Here is an 11,622-nt window from a genome sequence, read left to right as displayed (position 1 = left end):
TTCAACCGATCGCTTTGGCTCTAACTGATCGGCATTAAGCCTAAGTGGCTGCTTTTTCGTTTAATAACTTTATAGCGGTTTAGCTGGCAAGCCGTTTAGTTCGCTAACTGATTAATTAGAAAGCTTAGCCTCGACTTGCCCAAGCGCTCGCTGGTACATAAACCATGCGCAAGTGCCGGCAAGTACATTACCTACCATGGCTCCCCAGAATAGACCTTCAATGCCAGCAAACTGCGAGCCAACCCATAGGCAAGGCAAGAAGAAGGCGAACAGGCGCAGTGCTGATATCGTTAAGGCAGTATAAGACTTACCAAGCGCATTCGAGATAGAAACCATCAGCATACAGATACCCAACGGCCCTAAACTGATAGGAACGATAAGTAAGTGGTAGTTCAAAATGGTCGAGACTTCGTCTTCGCTGGTCATGAGATTTGCCAACCCGCCAGAGAACATCCAAGTTACCAGTGCGATCACCAATTGGAATCCTAATACAAACATCACGGCAATCTTCACAAGACTACGTATGTTCCCTAGGTTCTTTTCTCCCAACATTCGGCCAATCATAGGTGGCATCGACATAGTCAGAGCAAGCACTGCAACAATCGAAAAGAACTCAAAACGTGAACCTAGCGCCCAAGCTGCAACGGCTGCTGTGCCGTAGCCTGCAAGCAGTTTGGTGGCGAGCATCGAAGAGACTGGTGGCAGTAGCTGACTGATCATCGCAGGCCCCATGATGTTTCCTATAGAACGAATACTCTTGCCGATATCAAGATCGTGCCAGTCGAATGTCATCCAATGCTTCTTAGTTACCTTAGGAGCAACGATAAAGATACCCGCACCGAACGCCAAGATGGTCGCAATCGCGGCTCCGTTGATGCCCATGTCGAGCGTGAATATGAAAATCGGGTCCAATATCAAGTTGATGATGCTGGTCGCGATCATCATCGAACCGGGCAGCATGGTATTACCATTGGCACGACACACACTGTAGAAAAAGTAGAGCACTGCGCCTGTCCAAGAGCTTACCAGCCAATAGATCCAGTAATAATCAATGATCGGCAGTACCGTCGGTGGTGCATCGAGGAGTTGTAAAATAGGACCACGCAACAGATAGATGATGACCGAGAACAGCGCGACACTCACACTGCCCATCGCAACGACTAATCCGCCGAGCTGTTTGGCATAGCGTATCTCGTTAGCCCCAATAGCTCTCGCGATCACAGCCGTTGTCGCGATGCCTAGTCCGACTTGAATCCCGATAATGATCATCTGAATTGGTAGCGTGAAGCCTTGAACCGCGAGCGGCAGTACGCCTAACTGGCCAATAAAAGCACTGTCTACAAGTTGGAAGCTCATCAGGGAGAGCACCCCAAACAGCATTGGCCATGTCATTGTATAGAGTTGTCGGCCAAGAGAAGGCGAGGGAGTTGCGGTCGTAGAATTCATAACACTCTTATCAGTCTTGAAGGTAGGTTTGTCGTAGTGACAATCCACTCAATGAAGAATTGCGTAAAGGATAACGTAACGTTAGCTCGATACCAATAAATGTCACTAAATCTATCGATATTACCTTTGCACAGTTTCATCGGTATGTGAGCATTGTGCAATGCAACTTTATGCATTCGCTTATTGAAATTTAAGGTGTCGTATCTTGTTTCTGAGTTTTATATTAGCGGATTGGGTCTAAAGGTTTTCCATTCGACTATTTCTAATGTTTCGCTTTATCCCGATAACTTGGTGGCGTGACTCCAACCCAACCTTTGAATGCACGATTGAAATTACTCAAGTCGCTGTAACCCACTTGCCAACTGATGTCTTGAACAGAAAGGTTGGTCTCTTCAAGTAGCTGTTTTGCTTTAGCTTCCCGAACTTGTTCTTTGGCTTGTTTAAAGAGAATGTTTTTGCTCTTCAGGTTTCTCTGCAGCGTTCGTTTTGTCATGCCGAGCATGGTCGCAAACCACTCAATATTGAACCAAGGTAGAGTCGCATAGGTGTCTATTAATATCTCGACAGCGTGATGCCAATCTTGGGTACTATTTCGTTCTGAAATGGCACGATAATCATCGGGCAGCGGAATCGAGAACGCACCGTATTGCTCTTCAAACTGAATATCAGAATCAAAGAAATGCTTAGGTAATTTACGTGCGCTGTTGTGCTTAGAGACCAACTTGGCGTGTGATGGTTGCCAGTGACTGTCAATGAACTTACGGCATAGGCTAATCACGGTCAGGGCGCGAAACCATTCTGCTTGTTCAAAACCTGAGGTCGATGGGTGATAGTAACTTCGATGACACAGCCACCACAATCCATCGCTTTTTTCCGTCCATATGGTGACGTGATTACTTAAGGTCGATATTTCAGTAATCAAGCAGCGTACCGCTTGCTCGAGAGAAGTGCATTGTTCAATTTTTCGGTCTAGCTCAGGTGACAATTGCTCTAGAGAGGCCTTACGTCCAACCTCAATCCCTATCGAATAGCCAAACTTACGCTCAAGGCCATGAATGAAGCGAATCACGTCTTGTGTAGGAAGCCATTGATTGGATTGTGTCAGTTCAATGGGTAGACCGCACGCAACGGCGACGGTGCGCCAATCCAGTCTATGTTTGTCACAATACTGAATATATGGAGCAATGTTACTGGTCGAAGTGAGCAGTATGCTGGTGGTGTTCGATGATGCTTTCATTGTTTTGTGCCTACCATTAAATGTCATCAAGTGACCTAATTAAGTGTAGCGCATCTCCCTATACTTTTCCTAACCTAAACAGGAGAACAATTATGAAACTTAAACACATTGCCGTTCTAGTATCGTTAGCGACCCCATCATCATTTGCTCTTGCAGCAAACCCAGTTGAAGAAGCTCTGAAAGTTGAAGGTGCTCAAGTTACCTTGACCGTGAAAGAGGCGAGCACAGCATTTACCCCAAGTTTTACTGACTCAGCTCGTGAGTTATTCAATAACTTTCATTGGCAGATGGGCGGCGACCACAGCGTTTACTACAACATGCACATGAGTGAGTTTCTACCAACGGCACTGGCGGCTCCAAACGAAGAGTACAAGCCTTTAGTCAAAAATATCGACCCACGACTCGCTGCACTGAAAGTTGATACTGAAAGCAAAGGTCAGTTGACAATGGATGAGTACTTGGCGGATGAACAGTTCCGTACCCAAGGCTTTATGTTGATTCACAAAGGGGAGATCGTTTACGAAGCTTACCCAGGTATGAAGCCGACAGATACGCACGTTTGGGCATCTACAGCAAAAACGACGGTTGGCACAGTGATCGCAATGTTAGTGGAAGAGGGCAAAGTCGACCCTGAAAAAGAGATCGCTGAGTATGTTTCTGAATTGAAAGGAACGAACTGGGATGGCATCACAGTACACCAAGTTCTGAACATGTCGACCGCGCTAGACAATGAAGAGACATTAGAGTCTATCTTGAACCCAGACTCTGATGTGGTGCGTTTCTTTGCGGCATCGTTTAACTCACCTCGTGCAAAAACGGGTGAAATGGAAACTTGGATGGAAGTGGCTCAAGGTGCACAGAAACTGGAAGGTGAAAAAGCCGGTGACCATTTCCGTTACGCATCTATCAACACCATGGTGCTGACTAAGTTAGTTGAAAACGTTGAGAACAAAACTTGGACTCAAGTATTCGAAGATCGTGTTTGGTCAAAAGTGCACGCACGTCAACCAATGCAATTCAACTTGACGCCAGATGGCATGGCGATCGCGGTTGGCTTGGTTTCATCAACGGTAGAAGACATGGCTCGCTGGGGAACACTATTTACACCTAGCTGGAAAGCGGTGGCTGATGAGCCAGTGGTGTCACAAGCTGTGATTGATCGTATCCGCAACGGCGGTGATCCAAAAGCATTCGTAGGTACTAGCAAAGAGAGCAGTTCACTGCACGCATACAACGAAAAAGCAGACTACAACGCATACCAATTTGATTTCATTTTCAATGACGGTGCAATGTCGAAAAGTGGCAACCTAGGCCAATTTATTTACATCGATCCTGCACGTGACTTTGTGGGTGTGATGTTCTCAACCAACCCATACCACTCAGGTTTTGGTGAGAATAAAGGCCCTGCACTAATGCGTTCGGCAGCAAAACTACTTGCTGACAAGTAATCTATTTATTACCTAACAGGATGTTCCAGGCTTCAAGGAGGAAGCAAGCGACTTTCGAGAGATATAATGAAAAAGTTTGCTCTATTAATCCCGTTGAGTTTAGGTCTAGCCCTTCCTGCACATGCTGATTCAGATTCCGAACGTGTTATCGATCCTGCTGATGTCACTAAAGTTTATACTCAAGCTGCATTGATGCTGAATGGTAGTTCAGATATCCAATTTCAAGGGCAAGTTTCTGGCGGTTTAGAAAACGGTCAGCAGTTTGCCCTACTGGCCGAAGGGACGTTTGTCGATGAAAGCAACACAGCGCTTCGCGATCCAGACAAATTCGGTACAGAGTACAGCAACTCTAGAATTCAGTACTTCCACGTCTTTGAAACGGGGACGAAAGCTACGCCTAAAGTGGGTCTTTCATTAGATTATATTAATACGCGCAACAGTATTAAAAATGACTTATTGTCGGTTGGCGGTGTTGTTGCGATTAATCCAGCTTATACCGGTGGATTCCTGGTATTTCCAAGAGCAGGACTGATGACTGGTAGTATGGAGATCCCTGGCGTCACTTCATCTAAAGATGATTTAACGGGATACTCGCTTGGTTTGATTACCGCGAAGCATCTCGGTGACTCTGGCGCTTATGTGTCTTTGGTTCCTGAGTGGCAAGATCTTTCTGGTGATGATATCGACATGCAAAACTTCTCATTTAAAACATCGTTAAATGTGCCGATGAACACTGCAAGAACTTGGTGGTTGAATACGCGCTATGACATTACCAAAGCGGATGTTGATGTGAAAGGTGTGTCAATGCCGAATGGTTGGCAAACCGAAGCTTGGGTTGGTGTGAGATACTACTTCTAGCGCTCTAGCCAGCTAATTTGGAAAGAACCTAAAAAAGCCAGTCAACGCGACTGGCTTTTGTCGTTAAGGTACCGCGTGAAGCGTTACTTATTTACTTATTTACTTATTTATTAACAACGTTACCTAGCTTCAACCACGTATCGATAACCGTATCCGGGTTTAGTGAAACAGAGCTGATGCCTTGCTCCATTAACCACTCTGCTAGGTCGTCATGGTCAGATGGGCCTTGGCCACAAATACCCACGTATTTACCCGCTTTGGTTGCCGCATCGATCGCCATTTTCAGCATTGCTTTCACGGCTGGGTTACGCTCATCGAAGAGGTGTGCCACATCGCCTGAATCTCGGTCGAGGCCAAGTGTCAGTTGCGTCATGTCGTTTGAGCCGATAGAGAAGCCATCGAAGTACTTCAAGAACTCATCAGCCAAGATTGCGTTCGATGGTAGCTCACACATCATGATCACTTTCAGACCTTGGTCGCCACGGCGAAGGTCGAATTTAGCCAGAATGTCGATAACCGATGCCGCTTCGCTTGGAGTACGAACGAATGGGATCATGATTTCAACGTTCTTAAGGCCCATTTCGTTGCGAACACGTTTTAGTGCTTGAGTTTCTAGCTCGAAACAGTCTTCGAATACTGGTGAGATGTAACGAGATGCACCACGGAAGCCTAGCATTGGGTTCTCTTCATGCGGTTCAAACGTTTTACCGCCGACTAGGTTGCTGTACTCGTTCGACTTAAAGTCAGACATACGTACGATCACACGCTTAGGCCAGAATGCAGAAGCGATAGTCGCGATGCCTTCTGTTAATTTGCTTACGTAGAAATCGATAGGATCTTTGTAGCCACGAATACGTTCGTTGATTTCCGCTTTTAGCTCATCCGTTTGTGCATCGAAGTTAAGCAGCGCTTTAGGGTGAATACCGATCATCTTGTTGATGATAAATTCTAGACGAGCAAGGCCAACACCTTCGTTCGGGATTTGTGCAAAGTCGAAGGCACGATCTGGGTTACCCACGTTCATCATTACTTTGGTTGGTAGCATTGGTAGCTCATCAACCTCAGAACGTTTGATTTCAAAATCGAGTTCGCCGTTGTAAACGTAGCCTGTTTCGCCTTCTGAACATGACACTGTCACGGTATCGCCATCGTTTAGGCTGCTTGTTGCGCTGCCACAACCAACAATCGCTGGGATACCAAGCTCGCGAGCAATGATCGCAGCGTGACAAGTACGGCCACCACGGTTAGTCACAATCGCAGACGCTTTCTTCATCACAGGTTCCCAGTCTGGGTCTGTCATGTCAGTTACCAGCACGTCGCCTTCTTGAACCAGTGACATTTGGTCTAGAGAATCAACCAAGCGAACAGGGCCAGAGCCGATACGCTGACCGATAGCGCGGCCTTCAACCAAGACATCCGCCTTATTGTTTAGCTCGTAACGCTCGATAACGTTTTGATCGCTTTGAGAACATACGGTTTCTGGGCGAGCCTGAACGATGTAAAGCTTGCCGTCGATGCCATCTTTCGCCCACTCAATGTCCATTGGACGTTGGTAGTGCTTCTCGATGATCATCGCTTGTTTTGCTAGCTCTTTGATCTCTTCATCGTTGAGTGAGAACTCGTTACGCTCTTGAGTGTCGGTGTCGATGATATCGACTTGCTTGCCGATTTCTTGATTGGTCGAGTAGATCATCTTGATCAACTTAGAACCAAACGTCTTTTTAACGATTGGGTAGTGACCCGCTTCTAACATTGGCTTGTGAACGTAGAACTCGTCTGGGTTCACTGCGCCCTGTACAACCATTTCACCCAAGCCCCAAGAAGAGGTGATGAATACCACTTGGTCGAAGCCAGACTCAGTATCAAGCGTGAACATCACACCTGAAGAGGCTTTGTCTGAGCGAACCATGCGCTGGATACCCGCAGACAATGAAATGCCACGGTGGTCAAAGCCTTGGTGTACACGGTAAGAGATCGCGCGGTCGTTAAACAGAGAAGCGTAAACGTGCTTGGTAGCTTCCAGTACAGCGTCGATGCCTTTCACGTTAAGGAAGGTTTCTTGCTGGCCTGCGAATGAAGCATCTGGAAGGTCTTCTGCGGTTGCAGATGAACGCACAGCTACAGACAATTCTTCGTTGTCTTCGATTAGCTCGCGGTAGTTATCACGGATGTCTTGCTCTAGTGATTCTGGGAAGGGTGCGTCTAGAACCCATTGTCGAATCGTTGCACCTGTCTTACGCAGGGCGTCAACGTCTTCAACATCAAGTTCATCAAGTAGTTGGTGGATGCGCTCATCAAGACCTTTGTAGTCAAGAAAGTCGTTAAACGCATAAGAGGTGGTAGCAAAACCATTAGGTACAGAAACACCAGCATTGGACAGGTTAGAAACCATCTCGCCCAGTGAGGCGTTCTTACCGCCGACTTTGTCGACATCTTCCATGGATAGGCCATTGAACCATAGGGTATTATTTTGCATTTATTTCTCCAGAAACATAGCAAGCATTGTAGGGATTTAAAGGCAAACGATTACGTATCAGTTTAAAAAAATGTAAATTATTTTTTAAAGCTGTGGGGGACGTAATAGTCAGCAGGGTTTCGTTATATATATTATGGTTCCCATCCTACTCAAAATAATTTTAAACATTAAATAAAAAATGCAAATTGATATCCAAAGTCGTGATGTATTCTATGTTTCTGATGGAACGGCCATAACATGTGAGACTTTAGGGCATGTTGTTCTAGGTCAATTCCCTTTTAAAGCCAATGAAAAAACCTTTCCGTTTGTGGAAAGTGAGGACAAACTTTCTGATTTATTAAAAGAGATTGAAATTTCGTATCGTGATACCGGATTAGAACCGCTAGTGTTCTTTTCGATTGTGATACCTGATATCAAAACCAAATTGCTAGAAGCGCCCGCGCACTGTTATGACGTGTTAGAGAGCATCGTGCAGAAAGTACAGGATGACATTCAGATGGCGCCTGTTCCTAAGTTGCAGCGCTCACGCAGTGTAAACAAGGACTCGGTGAAGTATTTCGACCGTATTGCTGCGATTGAGTACACGCTCGCGCATGATGATGGCATCACGCTAAAAGGGCTGGAAGAAGCCGACATCATCTTGTTGGGTGTTTCTCGAAGTGGCAAAACACCAACAAGTTTGTATATGGCGATGCAGTTTGGCTTACGCGTAGCAAACTACCCATTTATCCACGATGACTTGGCACGCTTAAAGCTGTTGCCAGAGTTTGAGATCTACCGACATAAGCTGTTTGGTTTGACCATTGATGCAGAAAGGCTCACTGAAATTCGTGAGAACCGCTTAGCAGGCAGCGAATACGCCAGTGACTCACAATGTGTGTATGAATTGCAAACGGTAGAGGCGATGTTCCGTCGAGAAGCGATACCTTACATCAACACCTCTTCACTATCGGTTGAAGAAATTTCGACACGAATCTTGGAGCGAACAGGTTTGAGAAGGCGTCTGCTGTAAGACAAAGCCTTAGAGAAATAGAATGGCCAGATAAAAGAAAATCGAAGCTCGCAGTTTACACCTGAGAGCTTCGATTTTTTGTTTGTGCTCGTTGTAGTCGCTTGCGAGTCAGAGCTTGTTTTCTTAATCAGAGCTTGCTTTCTTAATCGAGATAGCTTTCTAGCGAAGTAAAGACAGCTTTAGCGTTTCACTTTTCTTTTCTAACCAGCGTTCAAGTGCTGGTGGCCATGTGATGCTTGGTTCTACGCAAAAGCCACGAAGCATCGAGAAATACACCGCTTGATCGACTAGAGGCAGTGATGACTCACCATTCTCTAGATCCAGTAAGAGTTCGGCATCTTTCAGTAATGGGTTAATCAGTTGAACGAACTGAGGCGTCTTTTCTAACAGTTCTTCAAAGTTAAAACCTTCGGTCTCTTTACTGGCACGCCAAGCTTCTTTGGCTCCAGCAGAGCGATATTCAGCCAAGTCGAGGTTCCACCAACGTGGGCGTCCAATCTGTTGAGTAAGAGGGAATGCGCGAGTTTGGAACACAGTCACTTGCTCAGATGGCACACGCTGCTCATCGCTTGATTTCAAGTCCATGAAGTACGCGATGATATCTAGGCTCTCTGCCATGATAGAGCCATCGTCTTTTTGTAAGACGGGTACCATCTTTTTACCGATCAGATCGATAAGGGTTTGGGCATCATCATAATCGACAGAAACAAGCTCAATGTTCAAGCCTAGCGATTGAGCAATGTAGGAGACTCTTGCACAGAAAGGGCAGTGATCGTAAATGTAAAGCTTCATAGCTTCCCTCATTCGGGTCTTTCTTAGTATAAGATGATGCTAATGTACCAGAAACTTTCGCAGACAATAAGCCTTTGTTAACAAGAACTATTCACTGCGATTAAGTGCACGGGAATATCAAGAGAACGATGAGAATAAGCACCTAGTGTAGAAACTCGTTGCCTAATTCTATTGTCAGTTGAGTGCGGTTTTATTGTAACGAGTAAGCTAATGAGAAAGCTGGTGGGTAAATGACGGGCATAAAAAAGGCTCTGGCTGCTTACTCTAATGCAGAAGAGTGAAGTCAGCCAAAGCCTCAATTTTCTTACCTTTAGTAGAGTGACTACTAAAAGGGCAGAGTGGTTAAACTATGCTTTTTTAAGATCTTGCGCTGGGTAAGTAAGCGTCATTGCGCCTTCTACCGTTGTAACGTGAACGTAGCCGCCACCAGCACTTAGGCCAGTTACTACCATTTCACCTAGTTCAACACCTTTTGTTGCTACAACGCGATCATCAACTGAAAACACTTTACACACCTTCAATAAATTAAATAAATACGATAGATATCGAACGCGGATTTAAACAGATGGGACCTCAATCAACTAATCCGGTTATTTGTCGTAAAGATTAAATTCAGTTATGTATAAATAATTATGTATTAAAAATCAGTTTGTTAACTTACGCTGTGACGTTATTTATCCGCTGGATACACTACACCAACTTGTTGGCGCATCTCTGTAATTAACTTCGCAACCGTTAAAGCGCGCAGTTGGGCCTGCGCTTGTGTTGCGTTGTCGCCAGCAATGCAGCTAGCAAAGGCCTGCGCTTCGTAACTCATGGAGTTTTCGCTTTGTGCTTGAGTAAGGTTTTCTACCGTGCCATCGCGGTAGCGGATCTTAACGTCAGTACATTCAGCGATGTGATCGATGATGATCGCCCCTAATTCACCTTGGATCTCGCTTGGCGCATAAGAGTCGCTGACTTTGGAGTGCGCAAGGGTCACATCAAACTCAGGGTATTGGAAGATCGCACAGCCATGAGCATCGACACCTGAATCAAGTAGCTTTGCAGAAGCCTGTGCGTTTTCAGGTTTGCCAAATAGCGCGACTGTCGCGGCAACACAGTAAAAGCCAATATCGACCAATGAGCCGTTAGAAAAAGCTGGGTTGAAGGTATTTGGGTTCTCGCCGTTTAGGTATTTTTGGTAGCGCGATGAATACTGGCAGTAGTTGATGTGTGCTTTATGTACCTTGCCAATCTTTTCTAACCCAAGTTGAACTTGCTTAAAGTTCGGTAGGAATTGAGATTTATACGCCTCAAACAGCACCACACCGTTTTTCTCAGCGACTTCGAACATGCGTGTTGCTTCATCAATATTTGATGCAACCGGCTTTTCACAGATAACATGCTTGCCGTGTTCCATCATGAAGATAGATTGCTCGCAATGCAGTGAGTTAGGGGAAGCGATGTACACGGCTTCTACAGTGTTGTCATTGGCCAATGCGTCGAGTGAGTCATACGTGGTTTCAACGTCAAATTCTTGGGCGAACTGTGCCGCGCTGTCTAGATTTCGAGAGTAAACCGCAGCAAGTTGCATCGATTGAGATTCGTGCGCAGCTTGAACAAACTTTTGTGTAATCCAATTGGTTCCAATTACAGCAAACTTAATCATATAGGTATCCAGTCGTTAGTCGTCGTTAGTATATTGATTCTGCAGAGATAGTAGCACTCAACGGCTGGCAATGTGCCTGAGATTTACGGAACAATTTCCCTAAACATAGTGCCTAATATTAATGTTCAGCCTTCACAGAGCGTCTGAGTTGACCAGTGTAACGGTGCACAACTAAGCCATTTTTGCTAAGGTGTTATTGAATTCAAACAAGGTGATGATATGCAAATCCGGACGGCCAAGGTAACTGATATTAACGCGATCTTAGCGCTCTCTGAACAGATAAACCGTCAACATCATCTTGGTGCGCCTATGGTATTTGCACCAGCGTCACAAGGCTTGGCCGACAGTGAAGAGTATTGGTTAGGTTTGATGCTTGACCCACTTGGCGCTTTCTTGGTTGCAGTAGACGACAAGCAAGTCGTTGGCTTTTTAGCGGGTAAGGTAACGCAGAACAAAGGCGTCAGTTTTATTCAGCCGCACAAGGTGGCAAGGGTCAATACGATTGTGGTGAACGATCAGGTTCAGAGCAAAGGTGCTGGTCGAGCGTTAATGAAGTCTTTTAATCAATGGGCGCAGGCGAGAGGAGCGATAGAACTTAGGTTGGAGGTAATGGAGTTTAACCAACAAGCTCAGGGTTTCTATGAGTCGTTAGGAATGGAAACTCAGTCACGAACCATGTCCATGCGTTTTGAGGAGATCTAA

At 45.6% G+C, this 11,622-nt stretch carries 10 protein-coding genes; 4 read left to right on the top strand and 6 right to left on the bottom strand.

Translation table 11 applies throughout. The features are described from left to right. Positions 1 to 111: 111 nt before the first annotated feature. A complete protein-coding gene (locus tag AB4384_RS21685) occupies positions 112 to 1,446 on the bottom strand; it encodes an MATE family efflux transporter (protein ID WP_372130102.1) in 1,335 nt (444 codons plus the stop codon). 262 nt (positions 1,447 to 1,708) lie between these two features. Continuing rightward, positions 1,709 to 2,683: an AraC family transcriptional regulator gene (locus AB4384_RS21680; protein WP_137002312.1), complete on the bottom strand. Its 975-nt coding sequence runs from the start codon at positions 2,681 to 2,683 to the stop codon at positions 1,709 to 1,711. Between the two features lie 92 nt (positions 2,684 to 2,775). Between AB4384_RS21680 and AB4384_RS21675 the strand changes: the two genes are divergently transcribed. Further along, the gene (locus AB4384_RS21675) at positions 2,776 to 4,131 is read left to right on the top strand and encodes a serine hydrolase (RefSeq protein ID WP_017060556.1); all 1,356 of its coding nucleotides are present in this window, start codon (positions 2,776 to 2,778) and stop codon (positions 4,129 to 4,131) included. Between the two features lie 66 nt (positions 4,132 to 4,197). Further along, positions 4,198 to 4,989: a hypothetical protein gene (locus tag AB4384_RS21670; RefSeq protein ID WP_017064910.1), complete on the top strand. Its 792-nt coding sequence runs from the start codon at positions 4,198 to 4,200 to the stop codon at positions 4,987 to 4,989. 103 nt (positions 4,990 to 5,092) lie between these two features. On the opposite strand, the gene ppsA is transcribed toward AB4384_RS21670, so the two are convergent. Beyond that, positions 5,093 to 7,465, bottom strand: a complete 2,373-nt coding sequence (gene ppsA, locus AB4384_RS21665; RefSeq protein WP_372130101.1) for a phosphoenolpyruvate synthase — start codon at positions 7,463 to 7,465, stop codon at positions 5,093 to 5,095. A gap of 178 nt (positions 7,466 to 7,643) precedes the next feature. On the opposite strand from ppsA, the gene AB4384_RS21660 reads away from it, so the two are divergent. Then, entirely contained in the window at positions 7,644 to 8,477 is an 834-nt protein-coding gene (locus AB4384_RS21660) for a pyruvate, water dikinase regulatory protein (protein WP_372130100.1), read from the top strand. 159 nt (positions 8,478 to 8,636) lie between these two features. Here AB4384_RS21660 and grxB read toward each other — a convergent pair whose 3' ends face one another. From grxB to AB4384_RS21645, 3 genes are all read right to left on the bottom strand, one after another. Further along, complete coding sequence (grxB, locus tag AB4384_RS21655) at positions 8,637 to 9,269, bottom strand: glutaredoxin 2 (RefSeq protein WP_102394180.1); 633 nt, start codon at positions 9,267 to 9,269, stop codon at positions 8,637 to 8,639. A 347-nt stretch (positions 9,270 to 9,616) separates the two neighbouring features. Then, positions 9,617 to 9,775, bottom strand: coding sequence for a hypothetical protein (locus AB4384_RS21650; protein ID WP_004733064.1), 159 nt, complete (start codon positions 9,773 to 9,775; stop codon positions 9,617 to 9,619). Between the two features lie 164 nt (positions 9,776 to 9,939). Further along, positions 9,940 to 10,920 carry a Gfo/Idh/MocA family protein gene (locus AB4384_RS21645; protein WP_017060561.1) on the bottom strand — a complete coding sequence of 327 codons (981 nt, stop codon included), beginning with the start codon at positions 10,918 to 10,920 and terminating at the stop codon, positions 9,940 to 9,942. 219 nt (positions 10,921 to 11,139) lie between these two features. Here AB4384_RS21645 and AB4384_RS21640 point away from each other — a divergent pair, with 219 nt between their 5' ends. After that, positions 11,140 to 11,622, top strand: a complete 483-nt coding sequence (locus AB4384_RS21640; RefSeq protein ID WP_017064907.1) for a GNAT family N-acetyltransferase — start codon at positions 11,140 to 11,142, stop codon at positions 11,620 to 11,622.

Origin of the sequence: Vibrio sp. 10N.261.51.A4, assembly GCF_041471945.1 — a bacterium.
GTDB classification, from domain to species: Bacteria; Pseudomonadota; Gammaproteobacteria; order Enterobacterales; family Vibrionaceae; genus Vibrio; species Vibrio crassostreae_C.
The sequence above is the reverse complement of the archived record's forward strand: the minus strand, read 5'-3'. Positions and strand labels throughout refer to the sequence as shown.

Coding starts and splice junctions, on each gene's coding strand:
- AB4384_RS21685 (WP_372130102.1), bottom strand. CDS start 1,446: ATGAATTCTACGACCGCAACTCCCTCGCCTTCTCTTGGCCGACAACTC.
- AB4384_RS21680 (WP_137002312.1), bottom strand. CDS start 2,683: ATGAAAGCATCATCGAACACCACCAGCATACTGCTCACTTCGACCAGT.
- AB4384_RS21675 (WP_017060556.1), top strand. CDS start 2,776: ATGAAACTTAAACACATTGCCGTTCTAGTATCGTTAGCGACCCCATCA.
- AB4384_RS21670 (WP_017064910.1), top strand. CDS start 4,198: ATGAAAAAGTTTGCTCTATTAATCCCGTTGAGTTTAGGTCTAGCCCTT.
- ppsA (WP_372130101.1), bottom strand. CDS start 7,465: ATGCAAAATAATACCCTATGGTTCAATGGCCTATCCATGGAAGATGTC.
- AB4384_RS21660 (WP_372130100.1), top strand. CDS start 7,644: ATGCAAATTGATATCCAAAGTCGTGATGTATTCTATGTTTCTGATGGA.
- grxB (WP_102394180.1), bottom strand. CDS start 9,269: ATGAAGCTTTACATTTACGATCACTGCCCTTTCTGTGCAAGAGTCTCC.
- AB4384_RS21645 (WP_017060561.1), bottom strand. CDS start 10,920: ATGATTAAGTTTGCTGTAATTGGAACCAATTGGATTACACAAAAGTTT.
- AB4384_RS21640 (WP_017064907.1), top strand. CDS start 11,140: ATGCAAATCCGGACGGCCAAGGTAACTGATATTAACGCGATCTTAGCG.